Origin of the sequence: Nocardioides deserti, assembly GCF_014266025.1 — a bacterium.
Classification (GTDB): Bacteria; Actinomycetota; Actinomycetes; order Propionibacteriales; family Nocardioidaceae; genus Nocardioides; species Nocardioides deserti.
On record NZ_JACMYC010000001.1, the window covers coordinates 201,821 to 219,413 of the forward strand.

Genomic DNA, 17,593 nt, shown 5'->3' on the forward strand with positions numbered 1-17,593 from the left:
TGCCCCTCCTCACTGTGAGCACCTGGCAAGGTCCTCACGCCGTCTACAACGCACCCGGTGTCCCGGCGATTCCCAGACCAAACCCTGGTCCGGACCCCGGTTGTCGCGAGTGCCTTCACCGTGGACGACGAGTGGGAAACGGCTGGAGTTGCGCGGATTCCGGACTCTCAGCCACTTCTCAGGACGCCGTCCTCTCGAGAGGTGTTCGGCGCCGACGGGCGACCCGGATGGCCGCCTGTCGGAGCGTGGCCGACGCAGGCGGTCAGCAGTCGGCGAGACCCATCCGGTCGAGCATCCACGCGAGGCTGAACGCGCGGTCGTGCCAGGCCTTGTAGCGGCCCGAGACGCCGCCGTGCCCGGCCGACATCTCCGTGCGCAGCAGGACGTCGGCCTCGGGGTTGGTCGCCCGGATGCGCGCCACCCACTTGGCCGGCTCGACGTAGAGCACCCGGGTGTCGTTGAGCGAGGTCTCGGCGAGGATCGGCGGGTAGGGGCGCGCGGCGACGTTGTCGTACGGCGCGTACGACGCCATGTACTCGTAGACGGCCGGGTCCTCCTCGGGGTTGCCCCACTCGTCGTACTCGGTCACGGTCAGCGGCAGCGTGGCGTCCAGCATCGTGGTGAGCGCGTCGACGAACGGCACGCCCGCGACGATCCCGGCGAACATCTCCGGCGCCTGGTTGGCGACCGCGCCCATGAGCAGCCCGCCGGCGCTGGCGCCCTCGGCGACGAGCGTCCCGGGCGTCGTCCAGCCGGTGTCGACGAGGTGGCGGGCGCAGGCGACGAAGTCGGAGAAGGAGTTCTGCTTGCGCATCAGCTTGCCGTCGTCGTACCAGCGCCGGCCCATCTCGCCGCCGCCGCGCACGTGGGCGATCGCGAACGCCGCGCCGCGGTCGAGCAGCGAGAGCCGGGCGACGGAGAAGTAGGGGTCCATCGAGGCCTCGTAGGCGCCGTAGCCGTAGAGCAGCGTCGGGAGGGGCGCGCTGCCCATCGTCTCGTCCTCGCGGGCGTCGCGGCGGCACACGATGGAGATCGGGATCCGCTCGCCGTCCTCGGCGGTCGCCCACAGCCGGTGCTCCTGGTAGTCGGCGGGGTCGTAGCCGCCGAGCACCGGCGCCTGCTTGAGCAGGGTGAGCTCGCGGGTGCGCACGTCGTAGTCGTAGACCGAGGACGGCACGGCCATGGTGGTCCACCCGATGCGCACCGTCGGCTGGAAGAAGCCGGGGTTGCCGCCGGAGCCGACCGTGTAGAGCGGCTTGTCGAACTCGACCAGGTAGTCGTCGCCGGGACCGTCGGCGCCGAGCTCGATGATCCGCAGCTGGGTGAGGCCGTTGCTGCGCTGGTGGACGACGAGATGGCCCGCGAACGCGTCGACGTCCTCGAGCCGGACCTCGGGGTCGTGGGGGACCAGCGGGTCGAGGTCGGCGATGGGGGTCGGCGCGATCGGGGCGGTGCCGATCTCGAAGTCCGGGCCGCTCGCGTTGTGCAGCACCAGGAACCGGTCCTCGCCGCCGATGACGGCGTGGTCCAGGGAGTACTCCACGCCCTCGAGCCGCTCCGCGAAGACCTGGAGGCCGAGCTCGGGGTGGTCGGCGTCGAGGTAGCGGTACTCCGAGGTGACCTTGGAGCCGGCCGCGACCACGATGAACCGGTCGGTGCGGGTGCGGCCGACGCCGACCCAGAAGCGGCCGTCGGTCTCGTGGTGGACCAGCTCGTCGTCGGCTTGGGCGGTGCCGAGGCGGTGGCGCCAGATCTTGTCGGCCCGCCAGGAGTCGTCGACGGTCGTGTAGAAGAGGTGCTCGCCGGCCCGGTCCCAGGTGGCGCCGCCGATGACGCCGGTGATCTCGTCGTCGAGCAACCCGCCGGTGGTCAGGTCCTTGACGCGGACGGTGTAGCGCTCGTCGCCGACGGTGTCGGTGGAGTACGCCAGCAGGTTGCCGTCCGGGCTGATCGCCGAGCCGCCGAGGGAGAAGAACTCGTGGCCCTCGGCGAGCGCGTCGAGGTCGAGCAGCACCTGCTCGCCGGGGAGCGCCGGCTCGTCGGGGGCGCAGTCCTCCGCGGGCGTCGGGGGCGTCCAGTCGTCGGGGTCGCTCACGGGGACGCGGCAGGTGGCGCCGTACTCCTTGCCGGCGAAGGTGCGCCCGTAGTACCAGTGGCCCCGGTTGCGCGTCGGGACCGACAGGTCGGTCTCGCGGGTGCGGGCCTTGATCTCCTCGAAGATCGACTGCCGCAGGTCGGCCAGGTGGGCGGTGCGCTCCTGGGTGTGGGCGTTCTCGGCCTCGAGGTGGGCGACGACCTCGGGGGAGTCCTTCTCCCGCAGCCACTCGTAGTCGTCGACGCGGGTGTGCCCGTGGATCTCGCGGCTGGTCGGACGGCGGTCGGCGACGGGTGGGACGGCGGGGGGTTGCATGCCGGCAACGCTAGCGTCGGGCCCGTGGACACCCGGACGGCCGTCGACCTCAACGCCGACCTCGGGGAGGAGGTCACCGACGACGCCGCCCTGCTCGCGGTGGTGACGAGCGCGAACGTCGCGTGCGGCTACCACGCGGGCACCGTGGCGATCATGCGCGCGGTGTGCGACGAGGCCGCCGAGCGCGGGGTGGCGGTGGGGGCGCAGGTCTCCTACGACGACCGGGAGAACTTCGGCCGCGTCGCCCGCGACGTGCCCGCCGACGTGCTCCGCGAGCAGGTCGCCGACCAGGTCGGCACGCTCTCGTCGATCGCGGCGGCGGCCGGCACCGCCGTCCGTTACGTCAAGCCGCACGGCGCGCTCTACCACCGCGTCATCGACGACGAGGAGCAGGCGGCCGCCGTCCTCGCCGGCTCGGGCGACCTGCCCGTGCTCGGGATGCCGGGCCGGTTCCTCGACCTGGCGGCCGAGGCGGGGCGGGCGGTGCGGCACGAGGGCTTCCCCGACCGGGGGTACGCCGCCGACGGCCGCCTGCTGCCGCGCGGCGAGCCCGGCGCCGTGCTGGAGGACGCCGACGCGATCGCCGCGGCCGCGCTGCGCCTGGCCCCGCAGGTCGACTCGCTGTGCCTGCACGGCGACACCCCCGGCGCGGTCGCCCACGCGCGCGCCGTCCGCGCCGCCCTCACCGGCGCGGGCTGGACCCTTGCCCCGCTCTGACCTGCTTGGATGGCGCGCATGACCCTCACCCGCGCCGCGAGCGCGACCCTCACGCTGGTCGCGCTCGCCGCGGTGGCGGCCTGCAGCACCGAGCCCACCTACGACGCCGGCGAGCTGGCCGCGAAGGTGGTCGCCGAGCAGGAGGAGGTGACCCCCGACCTGGAGGTCGTCGAGGGCTCCTGCGAGGAGGACGTCCCGCTCGAGGTCGACGAGGTCATCGGCTGCACCGTGCTCATCGACGGCGTCGAGGCGCCCTACGACGTGACGGTGACCGCGCTGGAGGACGAGACCGCGCGCTACGAGATCAGCCCCGCCCGCGCGATCATCTCCGTCCAGGCGGTCGTCGACGCCCTCCAGGCCGAGCTCGAGGGCCAGGGCGTGAGCGGCGTCGAGGTGGACTGCGGCGCTGACGCCGTGCGCGTCGAGGACCCCGACACCAGCTTCACCTGCGGGCTCTCGCTCGGCGGGCAGACCCGCGAGGCGACCGTCACCGTGCAGGACCTCCAGGGCAACGTCCGCTACGAGTTCTGACCCGTGCGCACGCGACCCGTCGGCCCGTCGGCCCTCCTCGTCGAGGTGGCCGGGCCGGCGGAGGCGCTCGCGCTGGCGGCGTGGGTCCGCGAGCAGGGGCTGCCCGTCGTCGACGTGGTCCCGGCGGCGGAGACGGTGCTCCTCGACGGCGCCGACCGCACCACGGTGCTCGCCGCCCTGCGGGACTGGGTGCCGAGCGCCGAACCGCCGGACGGCGACCTGGTCGAAGTGCCTGTCACCTACGACGGCGAGGACCTCGACGCGGTCGCCGAGGCCTGGGGCGTCACCACCGCCGAGGTGGTCGAGCGGCACGCCTCGCTGACCTTCGTCTCCGCCTTCTGCGGCTTCGCGCCCGGCTTCGCCTACCTCGCCGGCCTGCCCGACGAGCTGGCGGTCCCGCGCCTCGACTCGCCGCGACCGCGCGTGCCCGCGGGCTCGGTGGCCCTCGCCGGCACCTGGTGCGGCGTCTACCCGACGTCCTCGCCCGGCGGGTGGCGCATCATCGGCCGCACCGACGTGGGCCTCTGGGACCCCCGGCGCGAGCCGCCCGCGCTGCTCCCGCCCGGCACCCGCGTGCGGTTCGTGCCGGCATGAGCCTCCAGGTGCTGGCCGCCGGCCACCTCACGACCGTCCAGGACCGGGGCCGACCCGGCTGGGCCTCCCTCGGCGTGCCGCGCGCCGGGGCGCTGGACGCACCCGCGGCCGACCTGGCCAACCGGCTCGTCGGCAACCCGGCCGACGCGGCGGTGCTCGAGGTGAGCCTCGGCGGCCTCGCGGTCCGCACCGACCGGGACTGCTGGGTCGCGGTCACCGGCGCCGAGGGACCGGTGACCGTCGACGACCTCCCCCGCGGCCACGCCCGCCCCGAGCGGCTGCGGGCCGGCGCCCTGCTCGAGGTGGGTACGCCGTGGCGCGGGGTCCGCTCCTACGTCGCGGTCGCGGGCGGCATCGCGGTCGAGCCGGTGCTCGGCTCCCGCTCGACCGACACGCTCGCCTGGGTCGGCCCGCCCCGCGTCCAGGCCGGCGCCGTGCTGCCGGTGGGGGAGCCCGCCGGGCCGCCCGCGCCGCTCGACACCCCGCGGCCGGGCCGTCCGAGGACGTTGCGGCTGCACCCCGGCCCGCGCGCGGACTGGTTCGCGGGCGACCCGATCGCGGCGATGTGCCACGCGGCGTACACCGTGGAGGAGGCGTCGAACCGGGTCGGCCTCCGGCTGGCCGGCCCGCCGCTGGAGCGGGTGCGCACCGGCGAGCTGGCCAGCGAGGGGATGGTGCTGGGTGCGGTGCAGGTGCCGCCGAGCGGGCAGCCGGTGGTGTTCCTGGCCGACCACCCGGTGACCGGGGGCTACCCGGTCGTCGCGGTGGTCGACCCGGCCGACCTGTGGATCTGCGCCCAGCTGCGGCCGGGGGACGAGGTCCGGTTCAGTCCTGCTCGTCCGGCAGCGGGGGCGGCACCCACGCGGTGAGTGCCGGGTCGTCCTCGGCGTAGGACCGCACCGGCCCGGCCGGCGTCTCGGCGGTCTCGAAGCGGACCGTGACGACGCCCCGGCCCGAGCCCCAGACCCAGCCGCGACCCATCTCGGCGTGCACGACGTCCATGCCGGGCGACCAGGTGCGCCGGGAGTGGTGGGGCACCTCGACCGCGGGCAGCTCCTCCTCGTCCTCCTCGGTCTCGCCGAAGAGGTCCTCCTGCACCCAGTCGGCCAGCCCGGAGACGCCGACGCCGAGCAGACGCACGCCGCCCGAGGTGTCGAGGTCGGCCAGCAGGGCACGCGCCGTGCGCGCGACGGTGGCCGCGCTGTCGGTGGGGGAGACGAGCGTGCTGGACCGACTGAGCGTGGTGAAGTCGTGCAGGCGCACCTTGATCGTGATCGTCCGCCCCGACATCCCGTGCTTGCGCAGCCGTGCGGCCACCTCGCCGGCCTGCCGGGTGAGCAACCCCTCCATCAGTCGGCGGTCGGTGAGGTCGGTGTCGTAGGTGCCCTCGACGCTGACCGACTTCGCCTCCCGCTCGGCCACGACCGGCCGGTCGTCCTGGGCGCGCGCGAGCGACCACAGGCCGGTGCCGTGCGCCCTGCCCACCAGCCGCACGAGCTCGTCGAGGCTCACCGCCTCGAGCTCGGCGACGGTGTGGATGCCGGCGCGCCGGAGCCGCTCGGTGGTGGCCGGCCCGACGCCGGGGATGACGGTGACGCTCATCGGGCGCAGCAGCGCCTGCTCGGTGCCGGGCGCGACGACTACGAGGCCGTCCGGCTTGTCCAGGTCGCTGGCGACCTTGGCGATGAACTTGCTGGTGCCGAGCCCGACCGACGCGGTGAGGCCCCGGGTCACCTCGGTGACGCGCCCGCGCAGCTCCTCGGCGAAGGCGGTCACGGTCGCGACCTCCAGGTCCGGCAGCCCGGCGCGCTGGAGGTCGACGAACGCCTCGTCCAGCGACAGCGGCTCCACCAGCGGCGAGACCGAGCGCAGCAGCGACATCACCGCGTGCGAGGCCTCGCGGTAGGCGTGGAAGCGCCCGCTGAGGAACGCCGCGTGCGGGCAGCGGGACCGCGCCTCACGCGTCGACATGGCCGACCGGACGCCGTGGACGCGGGCCTCGTACGACGCCGTCGCCACCACCCCGCGGCCGCCGACCCCGCCGACGACCACCGGCTTGCCGCGCAGCGACGGCTTGTCCCGCTGCTCGACCGCGGCGAAGAACGCATCGAGGTCGAGGTGCATGACCGACGCCTGCGTGCGCATTCAGCGCCCCGTCCGGCCGGTCATGCGCCGGAACCTACCCGCGGCCCACCTTCCGTCCCCAGACGCCGCCCCGCGCGGCTCCGTCCACAGCCCCCACGGCGGAGTCCCGCCACGGCCGGTGGCCCCGGGGAGCGTCGCACCATGACCACATCGCACCCGGCCACCGGCCGTTCCCCCTTCACCGCCCGCACGACCGAGGACCTCCTGGCCGCCGTGCCCGTCGTCCTCGGCTTCCGACCACACGAGTCGGTCGTCCTGCTGACCTTCGGCGGCGACCGCTCCCTCCACGCCCGCATCGACGTGCCGACGACCGAGCCCGAGGCCGAGGCGGCCGCCCGGCAGCTGCTCGAGCCGTGCCGCCGGCAACGGGTGCGCGCCGTCGCGCTCGTCGTCCTCACCGGCGACGAGCGCGCCGCGGCCTGGACCGGCCGGGCCGTCATCCGGGCGTTCACCCGGGCCGGGATCGACGTCGTCGACGCGGTCCGCGCCCACGAGGGCCGGTGGTACGTCGCGAGCGGCCCGCGCGGCGACGTACCGGCTCACGGCGTGCCGTACGACGTCTCGGCCCACCCGTTCGCCGCGCAGGCGGTCCTCGAGGGCCGGGTCACGCTCGACTCGCGTGAGGAGCTGGAGGCGTCCGTGGCGGCGTCGCCGGCCGCGGTGCACGCCGTCCTCGAGGCGGTGGTCGCGCTGCCGGGCGGCGCGTCGTCACCGGCGGAGGAGAGCCGGTGGGCGGCCGCCCTCGTCGTCCGCTGCGTGGGGGCCGGCACCAGCCCGACCGACGCCGAGGTCGCCCGGCTGGTCGTCGGCATGCTGGACGTGCCGGTCCGGGACGCGGCGTGGGAGCGGATGCGCCGTGCCGACGCGACCGCGCACGTCCGGTTCTGGACCGACGTCGTCCGCCGCACGCCCGACGCGTTCCTCGCCGGCCCGGCCGCGCTGCTGGCCTTCGCTGCCTGGCTCTCCGGGCACGGCGCGCTCGCCTGGTGCGCGGTCGACCGCTGCCTCGACGTGGCGCCGGGTCACCGGCTGGCCGGCTACATCGCCCAGGTGCTCACCAACGCCGTCCCGCCCACGGTCTGGGACGACGCCGGGACCGGCTGACCCGTCCGGGCGAAGTGGGTACCTGCTCCGGCGTGAGCAGCGCAGCGACGGGTGCCCGCATCCCGGCGGAGGTCGGCCGACATGGGTGAGGAGGTCGACGCCCAGGAGTTCTCGCGGAACGACCGCACGCGGCACCGGGAGAAGGTCCGCCGGTGCCTGGACGTCTTCGCGCGGATGCTGCGGGACTCCCGGTTCGACACCGACGACCCGATGACCGGTCTCGAGGTCGAGCTCAACCTCGTCGACGAGCGCGGCGACCCCGCCCTGCGCAACGCCGTGGCGCTCGAGGCGATCGCCGACCCCGACTTCCAGACCGAGCTCGGCCAGTTCAACATCGAGATCAACGTGCCGCCGGCGCGGTTGCGCGAGGGCGGGCTGACCACCTTCGAGGACACCCTGCGGCGCAGTCTCAACGACGCGGAGGCCAAGTCGGCCGCCGTCGGCGCCCACCTGGTGATGATCGGCATCCTGCCGACGCTGACCGGCGAGCACATGAGCCCGGACAGCCTCAGCCCCAACCCGCGCTACAAGCTGCTCAGCGAGCAGATCCTCGACGCCCGCGGCGAGGACATCTCGATCTCCATCGACGGCCCCGAGCGGCTGGTGACGACGACCGACTCGATCGTCCCGGAGGCGGCGTGCACCAGCACGCAGTTCCACGTGCAGACCTCGCCGGCCCAGTTCGCGTCGTACTGGAACGCCTCGCAGGCGATCTCCGCGGTCCAGCTCGCGGTCGGCGCGAACTCGCCGTACCTCCTCGGCCGGGAGCTGTGGCGCGAGACCCGGATCCCGCTCTTCGAGCAGGCCACCGACACCCGGGGCGAGGAGCTCAAGGCCCAGGGCGTGCGGCCGCGGGTGTGGTTCGGCGAGCGGTGGGTGACCTCGGTCTTCGACCTGTTCGAGGAGAACGTCCGCTACTTCCCGGCGCTGCTGCCGATCACCGACGAGGAGGACCCCCTCGCCGTGCTCGAGGGCGGCGGCACGCCGAACCTCGCCGAGCTGCGGCTGCACAACGGCACGATCTACCGCTGGAACCGGCCGGTCTACGACATCGCCGGGGGAGTGCCGCACCTGCGGGTGGAGAACCGCGTGCTGGCCGCCGGCCCGACCGTCGCCGACACGATGGCCAACGCCGCCTTCTACTTCGGGCTGGTCCGCCACCTGGCCGAGAGCGAGCGGCCGCTGTGGTCGCAGATGTCCTTCAGCGCCGCGGAGGAGAACTTCCACGTCGCCGCCCAGCAGGGCATCGACGCCCACGTCTACTGGCCCGGCGTCGGCCAGGTCCGCGCGACCGAGCTGGTGCTGCGCCGGCTGCTGCCGATGGCCCGGGCCGGGCTCGAGGCATGGGGCGTCGACGCGGCGGAGTCGGACCGCCTGCTCGGCATCATCGAGCAGCGCTGCCTCACCGGGGTCAACGGTGCGGAGTGGTTCGCCCGGCGCATGCACGAGCGGAGCGACCAGGAGCGGTACGACGCCCTGCGCGCCACGCTGCTGGAGTACCGCGAGCGGATGCACAGCAACGACCCGGTCCACACCTGGGACTGATGGTCCCGCTTCACCGTTGGCGGAGCCGCTGCCAGGTCCGGCTCGCTCCCGAGCGCGGGTCGCGCCAGCCGCGACGGTTCGCCACGACCATGACCAGCGGCGCCCCGGCCTCGGCGTACGCCGTGCGGGCCGCCGCCAGCCAGGCCACGTCGACGTCCTGGAGGTCCAGCTCTCCGGTCCGGGTCAACCACACGAGCGGCTCGGCCGAGTCCTGCCGCAGGACGGTCGCCCGCATCGCCGCGAGCGCGTCCGCGCGGAGCGCGTGGTCCAGCCGGTCCTCGGCGCGGACCGCCAGCACCCGCTCGGGGCCGCCCGGCACGCCGACGTGGACCAGCGGCAGGTGGACCCGCCGGCGCTCGGACCGCGCGTGGTCGAGCACCGCCCGCCGCAGCAGCCGGTCGAGGTCGGCGGGGACGGGGACCGGGATCCCCGGAGCGGTGGACGGCACGTGCCCAGCCTTCCCGAGACCGGTCGCGGCCGCTCGTCGCTCTCCACAGGCCTCACCGCCCATCGGCTACCGTGCGCCGCATGGGAACCGTGGTGGTCGGCTACGTGCCGAAGCCCGAGGGCGAGGCAGCGCTGGCGACGGCGATCGACGAGGCACGACTGCGCGGCGCGAGGCTGGTCGTCGTGAACTCCCACCGCGGTGGGCCGGACCTGGACCGCGAGGCCGCCGCGGCCGCCGAGGCCGAGCTGGAGGCCGTCCAGGCGCGGCTCGCCGGGGCCGAGGTCGAGCACGAGGTGCGGCACCTCATTCGCGGCTTCGAGCCGGCGGAGGACCTGATCAGCATCGCGGAGGCCAACGACGCCGAGCTGATCGTCATCGGCCTGCGCCGCCGGTCGCCGGTCGGCAAGCTGATCCTCGGCAGCAACGCCCAGCGGATCCTGCTCGACGCCAAGTGCCCGGTGCTCGCTGTCAAGGGCGGTGAGTGACGTGCACGCCGCGTCGCTGACCTCGCTGGTCGAGGAGCACCTGGACAAGGCGCGGTCCGCGGATGCCGGCCGCAGCGCCCACACGACGTACGGCGGACAGGAGCACCGCCTGCGCCAGACGCTCATCGCGCTGGTCGGCGGGCGACGGCTCGGCGAGCACGAGTCACCGGGGGAGGCCACCCTCCAGGTCCTGAGCGGGTCGGTGCGCCTGCACGCAGGCACCGAGACCTGGGACGGCGCCGAGGGCGACCTGCTGGTCATCCCGTCCGACCGGCACGACCTCGAGGCGCTCACCGACGCCGTCGTGCTGCTCACCGTCGTCACCGGCACCCGCCCGGCCACCTGAGCGGCTCGGGCAGGATGGGCCCATGTCCAGCACGCCTGCCATCCACATCACCGGGGACGACACGGCCGACCGCGTCCTGACCGAGGACCCGTTCGCCCTGCTCGTGGGGATGATGCTCGACCAGCAGTACCCGATGGAGCACGCCTTCCGCGGTCCCGCGAAGGTGCTCGAGCGGTTCGGGACCCTCGAGCCGGCGCGCATCGCCGCCGCCGATCCCGAGGAGTTCGCGGCGCTGTGCTCGACCCCGCCGGCGATCCACCGCTTCCCGGGCTCGATGGCCACCCGCCTGCAGGCCCTCGCCGCGCTGGTCGAGGAGAAGTACGACGGACGCACCGAGCGGCTGTGGACCGAGGCGACGACCGGCAAGGACCTGCTCAAGCGGGTCCAGGAGCTGCCGGGCTTCGGGAAGCAGAAGGCGCAGATCTTCGTGGCGCTGCTCGCCAAGCAGCTCGGCGTCCGCCCCGAGGGCTGGGAGCAGGCGGTCGGCGACTACGCGCTCGAGGGCTACCGCTCCGTGGCCGACGTCGTCGACGGCGACTCGCTGCAGAAGGTGCGCGACTTCAAGAAGGAGAAGAAGGCCGCGGCCAAGGCGAAGGCGGACTGACCTGCGGGTCTAGCCATTGCGGACCGTCGCAGTCCGCGTGGGCCAAGGCGCTCCTGCACCTGCTTGACCGACGCGCCCCCCGGCGATCAGCGCCGAGGCGTAGAAGCGCCGCAGGTCGTGCGCGGTGAGGTCGACGCCGGCCGCCCGAGCCGCTGCCTCGGCGACGGTGCGCCAGCGGCGGTACAGCAGCGGCTCGCCGACCTCGTCGGTGAAGAGCGTGCCTTCGCTCGGGAACGCCGCGAGGGGGCCACCAGCGCGTCAACGACCACGGAGCCGACCGGGACGACCCAGCGGGCCTTGCGGGACTTCACCGGGCCGACGGGGCCGTCCTGCTGTCGCTGCCTTACGCCGCCACCGCCACCGTCACCTAGCCGCAGGTGACGGGGGCGGCGTCGCGCTGTTCTCCTCCGGTGCGGAGGTCAGCCGATCGACAGCGGAGCTTCGAACTGCCCTGCTCCAGCGAGCGCCGGCAGGCCGAGGCTCGCGGCGGTCGCGCTGCGCAGCTTGTAGCCGTGTCGAGTTCCGGCGCTCGTCCCGCAGCCAGGGTTGTCGATCGTGGCTGCCGTGAGCGCCTCGTTCGCCGACGTCATGGCACCGGCGCTGACGTCAGGGACAGCGAAGGTCTTGGGCGTGCCGAGGTAGACGACCGACTTCGCGAAGACGGTGGAGGGGTCGTCAGACCCGGCGTTGAGGTAAGCAGTCCCCGTGCAGGACGCGCCTGTGTAGTAGGCCTGCGCGGGGTACATCGAGCCGTCCCAGCCCAGGTCGAGAAGGTAGCCGGCCGAGGTCAGCACGGTGACGCCGCCCTGATACATGCCAACGGAGGTCCCGATGAGGTCACCACTGCCGTCGCGGATCTGGTAGCCGCCGGTGCCGGCAGGGCCTTGCGGACCCGTAGCGCCGGTGTCGCCCTTCGGACCGGCAGGGCCAACCGGGCCGGCCGGACCCTGCAGGCCAATCGGGCCGGTAGCGCCGGTGTCGCCCTTCGGACCGGCGGGCCCCACGGGGCCCACTGCCCCCGCGGCGCCATCCTTGCCGTCGACCCCGTCCTTGCCATCGACCCCATCCAGGCCGTCCACGCCATCAAGCCCAGGGAGTCCCTGGGGTCCGATCGCGCCCAACAACCCCTGCAGCCCGATGGGGCCCTGCGGGCCCGTCTCGCCGTCCTTGCCGGCAGCGCCTTGCGGACCGATCGGGCCGTGCGGACCAGCAGGTCCCGCCGACCCAACCGGGCCCACTGCCCCAGCAGCGCCGTCCTTGCCGTCGACGCCGTCCTTACCGTCCGCACCTGCGACGCCGTCCAGGCCGGGCAGGCCGTCCTCGCCGGGCTCACCCTCCTGGTTCCACGAGATACGACGCTCGCGCTTCGACCACGCGGCGTTGACCCGGCACGGCGCGTTCTTGGTTTCGATGCGGAGGTTGCCGGTCGCCACGGCGTAGCAGCCGTCGATGACCTTGGCCTCCGCCTTCTTGCCTGTCGCGGCGTAGGCGCCGCCGACAGCTGCGGTGAGCGCGACAGCGGCGACCGCGACACCGGCGGCGCGCGAGCGATTGATGCGAGAGAACACAGGTGGCCCTTCGGGTCCGACGGGTACGACGAGTACGACGGCTGAGCGTCCCACCCCGATGGGCGAGCGCGCAGGCGTTCGACCGAATGCCCCGGACAGCCCGGCCGCGTCGGCAGGTTCGCCGCGGCCGGCGAATCGTCGGTGGCGCGGGCTCCCCCAGATGCCTCCGTGCCGAAGCCGACCGGGAGTATCCGGACCCGCAGCCAGGTCGGATCAGGTCCGAGCCCGCAGGACCTGATGGCCCGCCAGCTGACGCGATCTAGCGCGTACCGTCGACCCTGTCGGTGCAGCCACCCAGCCGGGGTGCCCTTGACCTACTCGCGGACACCACGCGCGGTGAGGGCCGACACCGCCGACCCGGATCTGCATGGGACCCGGGCCGGCGGCACGCATCAGGTACCCGCCACCTGCGGACTCGGACCGGTGGGCGGCCGGGCCACCGGCTCTGGGGGGATCAACTGCCGCTGACCCGGCCGCCGAGCGTCCTGGTCACCCAGCGGCTCCGTGACCTATCCCTCCCCAGCCGTTGGACGTCTGACGAACGGGCACAGGACGAGGTCGTACGCCCTCGGAATCCCGGGCTTGTCGGCCGCGCCTGGGAGGAGCGGCCGGCGAGCGGGGCGCGGACCGATTGCGAGGCCGGCCCAAGTCCCACTGCCAAGTCCCACTGCCAAGGCCCGGGGCCGGCGGACCCGAAGCGACGTGGGCCCGCCCGCGATGGTCCCCCATGTTGCCCTCGGTGATACGTCGTCACCGAGAGGTCGGCCGTCCGACCTGGAAGCGGTCCTTACTAGGATCGTCCGCCGTGCGCGTCGTCCCTGTCCTCACCATGCACCGCCAGATCCCACACGAGCTGGTCGACACCGTGCTCACCGGGGTCGAGGCAGCGCTCCTCGATGCAGGGGCGAGCAGGGTATGGATCGACTCGAGCGTCTCTCCGGACGCGGTGGTGATGGCCGAGCTCCCGGAGCGGGCCGTTCAGGCGCCGGCCGCGGGCTAGGACGCTGCCGCCTCACCCGTCGCTTCGTCGAGCCAGGTGGCCTGAGGTCCGGCTCCCACGCCAGCGCCTGCTCGACGTGCTCCGCGCACGCCAGCAGGTCGACCGGGTCCACAGGCACGAGCGCGACCGCCGCTGACGGGCAGTCGTTGCCGTACTCGCACTCGGCCATGCGTCCCACGCAGCGCGCGTGGTGAGCCCGGCGGATCCGGTGAGCCCTGGCTGCTGCCGGCCGCCGAGCTGCACCCGCCTCCGTGATCGGCGGGCCCCAGGCCAATCCCGGGGAGCCGCGCCTGGCTTGAGTCTGGGAACAAGCAGTGCCCGCTCGAGTGCGCCCGGCGTCCCGGTTGGGCGCGCATCGTCCACATGAGGTAGTGCCCAGGCGCCGGGCCACCAGGTCGCGTCGGACTCACCTGTTCGGGCGGTATTCCTGCTGCCCGGTGACGGGCAAGGACCTGACATGGACCAACCCACCCGCATCGGGGTCCTGAGCGGGTTCGAGATCATCCGCACCGCACTCGCCACGCTCCTCCACGACCACGTCGTCGTCGAACTCGACGCGCCGCCCTGGCCCGCCGATCTCGACCTGGTCGTGTTCGACCGACACGCCTGCGCTACCCAGCGCCACGCACTGACCGCCGCCCATGGCCTCGTCCGCCTCGCGCTTCTGGACGACCAACGCGCCGGCGGGCCGCCCACCCTGGCGCAAACGTTCGCGACCGGCGGCGTCATCCCAGCAGCAGCGTCGAACCACGAGATCCGCGACGCCATTCTGCGCGCCGCCCGTGAGGAGGACCTGACCGTTGCCGACAACCACAGCCAGTTCGACCCCGCCTTGCGGCTGAGCGGCCAGGAGGAACGGACGCTTCGACTCGTCGCTGCGGGTCTGTCCAACGTCCAGATCGCCACGGAGATGCTCATCGGCGTCAACACCGTCAAGGTCTACGTCCGGCAGGCCTACCGGAAGATCGGCGTGGTACGACGCAGCCAAGCGGTCGCGTGGGTCTACGGCCAACAGCGGCACAGCAGGACGGTCGAACCCGAGGCCTCGGTCTAGCGGGCGATCGGCGGCAGCAGCGGCGCCATCGGCAGCAGGCACGCCTCCCGCACCCACTTCGTCTCCACGCTCCACGGCAGCTCCCCGCCGCCGACAGCGAACGTCACCAGGCCCTCCCACCGAGGCTCAGGGTGACCATCGACCTGACGCCACTCGAGCAAGATCCCCGGCGAGACCGGCCCGGCGAACTTCGTCGACTCGTCCACCCACACCGGCGTCGGCCGGCTCACGTCCATCCGGTCCCGGTTGCTCGCGCCCATGCGGCGGAGTGCACCACCGGCCGCCGACACAAGGGCGACGGCTAGCGGCGAGCCAGGTGTTCGTCAGTTCCGACGCGACGCCCCGCGGCGGAGAGCCACTTGCGTTCGAGCTTCCTCCGATTCGGCTCGGCCGCCTGCCTAGCTGTGATGCCCAGCACGCGCTGGCTACCCCGCCGCGCGTCGTTGGATGATGTGGTCTTGGTTCTTCGTGCCTCCGTTGCACGTGGTTCCTGGGCCCTCGTCGGTGTTCCCGCGCAGGCGGGGGCTGCTTGATGGGAGTCGGCGGACAGTCCGCAAGACGTCCGCCGACCTCAACGGCGATCACCGGTCTCCGTGGCGTTCGTTCAGGTCAGCGCACGGCGGCCCTCGGCAGCCATCAGCAGCCACCACACGGGCCGCCAAGAAGGAGAAGAAGGCCGCGACCAAGGCGAAGGCGGACTGACCGACCCCGAAGACGCAGGACCGCCCTCGACGCGTGCGTCGAGGGCGGTCCTGGTGGTGCAAGGGCGGGCTCAGGCCTGGTGGCTGGCTCGGCCGTCCTGGTCGTCGTCGTAGAAGTCGCGGCTGCCGGACTTCGCGAGGCCGCGGCTCACCATGTAGCCGATGGTCAGCAGGGTGACGTAGAACCACGCCTCCTGGGCGCCGAAGTCCGAGGCGTCGACCACCGCGGAGGCGATGAGCACGCCGATGACGGCCGCGACGTAGGCGATGAGCTCGGTCGTCTTGACCGAGGCCTTCGTCTCGGTGCTGATCCGGCGGCGGGTCGGGTAGGTGGTGGCGTCGTGTGTGTGTGCAGACATGCGTGTGCTCCTTGAGGGTGTGCCGCCGGACTGCTGACCCCATGACGTTCGGCAACCGGCTGGGCACTTCGGGGGAAGTCGCCGGAGCGACTGGTCCTTCGGTGCCCGCCCTCCGCGCCGGGCCTCCCACCCATCAGGGTGAACAGGTGTGCGCCCGCCCACAACCCCGGGCCCGCCAGCGGCGGCACGTCGGCCGGCGCTCTGGACCACCGGGCCGAGTTCGCGGCCGGAGAGGGTGCTGATGCCGCACCCTCACCGACCCCGTGGCAGAATGAGAACCGCGGCTCTTGACATGTGCGGGCTTTGTTGCGCCCGAGAGTCGCCTCGCCGTTAGTTTCACCAGTCTGTTGTTGACGAGAGGTGTTCGTGTCCTCGACCGCGCGCAAGATCCCTGCCGAGGTGCTCTCGCACCCAGCCGTTGTGGCCCTCATCGAGCGGGGTAAGCCGTCGGGCAGCCTGAGCCCCGAGGATGTTCGTCAGGCGAGCGAGGACGCGGCCGTCGAGCCGCGCCACCTCAAGTCGCTCCTGGCGCACCTCAGCTCGCTGGGCATCTCCGTCGACGTGAGCGCCAGCGCCCAGCGCGCCGTGGCCGCGACGACGGCCCGCAAGACGACGACCGCCAAGACGGCCAAGAAGGCGCCGGCCAAGAAGGCCGCCGCCGCCCCGGCCGAGGAGGCCGCGGCACCGGCTCCGGCGAAGAAGACGGCGGCGAAGACCGCCAAGTCCGCTGCCGCCAAGGCCGCCGCGGAGGCGGTCGAGCCCGTCGTCGCGGCGCCGGTCATCGGCCCCGACGGCAAGAAGATCCTCCCGGACGTCCCGGACGAGCAGTTCGAGAAGGACGTCGCCCAGGACCCGACCATCAAGGCGGACGAGGAGGAGGCCACGGCCACCTCGTCGTTCGTGGTGTCCTCGGCCGACGAGACCGACGAGCCGGCCCAGCAGGTCATGGTCGCCGGCGCGACCGCGGACCCGGTCAAGGACTACCTCAAGCAGATCGGCAAGGTCCCGCTGCTCAACGCCGAGATGGAGGTCGAGCTCGCCAAGCGGATCGAGGCCGGCCTGTTCTCGGAGGAGAAGCTCGCCAAGGGCGGCAAGATCACCCCGAAGCTCCTCGAGGAGCTCGAGTGGATCGCCGAGGACGGCCGCCGCGCCAAGAACCACCTGCTCGAGGCCAACCTCCGCCTCGTCGTCTCGCTGGCCAAGCGCTACACCGGCCGCGGCATGCTCTTCCTGGACCTGATCCAGGAGGGCAACCTCGGCCTGATCCGTGCGGTCGAGAAGTTCGACTACACCAAGGGCTACAAGTTCTCGACGTACGCCACGTGGTGGATCCGCCAGGCGATCACCCGCGCCATGGCCGACCAGGCCCGCACCATCCGCATCCCGGTGCACATGGTCGAGGTCATCAACAAGCTGGCCCGCGTCCAGCGCCAGATGCTCCAGGACCTGGGCCGCGAGCCCACCCCGGAGGAGCTGGCCAAGGAGCTCGACATGACCCCCGAGAAGGTCATCGAGGTCCAGAAGTACGGCCGCGAGCCCATCTCGCTGCACACCCCCCTCGGCGAGGACGGGGACAGCGAGTTCGGTGACCTCATCGAGGACTCCGAGGCGATCGTCCCGGCCGACGCGGTGTCGTTCACGCTGCTCCAGGAGCAGCTGCACGCCGTCCTCGACACGCTCTCCGAGCGCGAGGCGGGCGTCGTCAGCATGCGCTTCGGCCTCACCGACGGCCAGCCCAAGACCCTCGACGAGATCGGCAAGGTCTACGGCGTGACCCGTGAGCGGATCCGCCAGATCGAGTCGAAGACGATGTCCAAGCTGCGCCACCCGTCGCGCTCGCAGGTCCTGCGCGACTACCTGGACTGACCGGCCCAGCCGGCGTACGCCGGAACCGACCGAGCCCCGTACCTCGCCCGAGGTCGCGGGGCTCGGTCGTCCCTGGACGCGTAGGGGTCGCGGACGTCATGCGGACGGTGCGACCG

At 73.2% G+C, this 17,593-nt stretch carries 18 protein-coding genes; 12 read left to right on the plus strand and 6 right to left on the minus strand.

Features of this window, described 5'->3' with window-relative positions:
- Positions 1–262 precede the first annotated feature (262 nt).
- A complete protein-coding gene (locus H7344_RS00965) occupies positions 263–2,410 on the minus strand; it encodes a S9 family peptidase (protein ID WP_186344153.1) in 2,148 nt (715 codons plus the stop codon).
- A gap of 24 nt (positions 2,411–2,434) precedes the next feature.
- Between H7344_RS00965 and H7344_RS00970 the strand changes: the two genes are divergently transcribed.
- The 4 genes from H7344_RS00970 to H7344_RS00985 are packed head-to-tail and all read left to right on the plus strand — an operon-like array spanning position 2,435 to position 5,121.
- Complete coding sequence (locus H7344_RS00970) at positions 2,435–3,127, plus strand: 5-oxoprolinase subunit PxpA (RefSeq protein ID WP_186344154.1); 693 nt, start codon at positions 2,435–2,437, stop codon at positions 3,125–3,127.
- 18 nt (positions 3,128–3,145) lie between these two features.
- Positions 3,146–3,658: a hypothetical protein gene (locus tag H7344_RS00975; protein WP_186344155.1), complete on the plus strand. Its 513-nt coding sequence runs from the start codon at positions 3,146–3,148 to the stop codon at positions 3,656–3,658.
- Positions 3,659–3,661: 3 nt separating this feature from the next.
- Complete coding sequence (locus H7344_RS00980) at positions 3,662–4,252, plus strand: 5-oxoprolinase subunit B family protein (RefSeq protein ID WP_186344156.1); 591 nt, start codon at positions 3,662–3,664, stop codon at positions 4,250–4,252.
- Positions 4,249–5,121, plus strand: a complete 873-nt coding sequence (locus H7344_RS00985) for a 5-oxoprolinase subunit C family protein (protein WP_186344157.1) — start codon at positions 4,249–4,251, stop codon at positions 5,119–5,121. The genes H7344_RS00980 and H7344_RS00985 overlap by 4 nt, the downstream gene beginning before the upstream one ends.
- On the opposite strand, the gene H7344_RS00990 is transcribed toward H7344_RS00985, so the two are convergent.
- On the minus strand, positions 5,078–6,397 hold the full coding sequence (locus H7344_RS00990) for a DNA polymerase IV (RefSeq protein WP_186344158.1): 1,320 nt from the start codon (positions 6,395–6,397) through the stop codon (positions 5,078–5,080). The two genes, H7344_RS00985 and H7344_RS00990, sit on opposite strands and share 44 nt — an antisense overlap.
- 141 nt (positions 6,398–6,538) lie before the next feature.
- On the opposite strand from H7344_RS00990, the gene H7344_RS00995 reads away from it, so the two are divergent.
- Together H7344_RS00995 and H7344_RS01000 are read left to right on the plus strand one after the other, a co-directional pair.
- The gene (locus H7344_RS00995) at positions 6,539–7,501 is read left to right on the plus strand and encodes a DUF4192 domain-containing protein (RefSeq protein ID WP_186344159.1); all 963 of its coding nucleotides are present in this window, start codon (positions 6,539–6,541) and stop codon (positions 7,499–7,501) included.
- 81 nt (positions 7,502–7,582) lie between these two features.
- Positions 7,583–9,046: a glutamate--cysteine ligase family protein gene (locus tag H7344_RS01000; protein WP_186344160.1), complete on the plus strand. Its 1,464-nt coding sequence runs from the start codon at positions 7,583–7,585 to the stop codon at positions 9,044–9,046.
- 10 nt (positions 9,047–9,056) lie between these two features.
- On the opposite strand, the gene H7344_RS01005 is transcribed toward H7344_RS01000, so the two are convergent.
- Entirely contained in the window at positions 9,057–9,494 is a 438-nt protein-coding gene (locus tag H7344_RS01005; protein ID WP_229706821.1) for a hypothetical protein, read from the minus strand.
- Between the two features lie 80 nt (positions 9,495–9,574).
- Between H7344_RS01005 and H7344_RS01010 the strand changes: the two genes are divergently transcribed.
- The 3 genes from H7344_RS01010 to H7344_RS01020 are packed head-to-tail and all read left to right on the plus strand — an operon-like array spanning position 9,575 to position 10,929.
- Positions 9,575–9,979, plus strand: coding sequence for a universal stress protein (locus H7344_RS01010; protein ID WP_186344161.1), 405 nt, complete (start codon positions 9,575–9,577; stop codon positions 9,977–9,979).
- Positions 9,972–10,325, plus strand: coding sequence for a cupin domain-containing protein (locus H7344_RS01015; RefSeq protein ID WP_229706820.1), 354 nt, complete (start codon positions 9,972–9,974; stop codon positions 10,323–10,325). The genes H7344_RS01010 and H7344_RS01015 overlap by 8 nt, the downstream gene beginning before the upstream one ends.
- A 22-nt stretch (positions 10,326–10,347) precedes the next feature.
- Positions 10,348–10,929, plus strand: a complete 582-nt coding sequence (locus H7344_RS01020) for an HhH-GPD-type base excision DNA repair protein (RefSeq protein ID WP_186344162.1) — start codon at positions 10,348–10,350, stop codon at positions 10,927–10,929.
- Between the two features lie 419 nt (positions 10,930–11,348).
- Here H7344_RS01020 and H7344_RS21000 read toward each other — a convergent pair whose 3' ends face one another.
- The gene (locus H7344_RS21000) at positions 11,349–12,497 is read right to left on the minus strand and encodes a collagen-like domain-containing protein (RefSeq protein ID WP_186344163.1); all 1,149 of its coding nucleotides are present in this window, start codon (positions 12,495–12,497) and stop codon (positions 11,349–11,351) included.
- Between the two features lie 805 nt (positions 12,498–13,302).
- On the opposite strand from H7344_RS21000, the gene H7344_RS01030 reads away from it, so the two are divergent.
- Together H7344_RS01030 and H7344_RS01035 are read left to right on the plus strand one after the other, a co-directional pair.
- The gene (locus H7344_RS01030; RefSeq protein WP_186344164.1) at positions 13,303–13,497 is read left to right on the plus strand and encodes a hypothetical protein; all 195 of its coding nucleotides are present in this window, start codon (positions 13,303–13,305) and stop codon (positions 13,495–13,497) included.
- Between the two features lie 457 nt (positions 13,498–13,954).
- Entirely contained in the window at positions 13,955–14,551 is a 597-nt protein-coding gene (locus tag H7344_RS01035) for a response regulator transcription factor (protein WP_186344165.1), read from the plus strand.
- Here the strand turns inward: H7344_RS01035 and H7344_RS01040 are convergent.
- Both H7344_RS01040 and H7344_RS01045 read right to left on the minus strand, forming a co-directional pair.
- A complete protein-coding gene (locus H7344_RS01040) occupies positions 14,548–14,811 on the minus strand; it encodes a hypothetical protein (RefSeq protein ID WP_186344166.1) in 264 nt (87 codons plus the stop codon). The genes H7344_RS01035 and H7344_RS01040 overlap by 4 nt on opposite strands.
- Positions 14,812–15,323: 512 nt before the next feature.
- The gene (locus tag H7344_RS01045) at positions 15,324–15,611 is read right to left on the minus strand and encodes a hypothetical protein (RefSeq protein WP_186344167.1); all 288 of its coding nucleotides are present in this window, start codon (positions 15,609–15,611) and stop codon (positions 15,324–15,326) included.
- A gap of 561 nt (positions 15,612–16,172) precedes the next feature.
- Between H7344_RS01045 and H7344_RS01050 the strand changes: the two genes are divergently transcribed.
- Positions 16,173–17,477 carry an RNA polymerase sigma factor gene (locus H7344_RS01050; RefSeq protein ID WP_373286511.1) on the plus strand — a complete coding sequence of 435 codons (1,305 nt, stop codon included), beginning with the start codon at positions 16,173–16,175 and terminating at the stop codon, positions 17,475–17,477.
- The last annotated feature ends 116 nt before the right edge of the window (positions 17,478–17,593 follow it).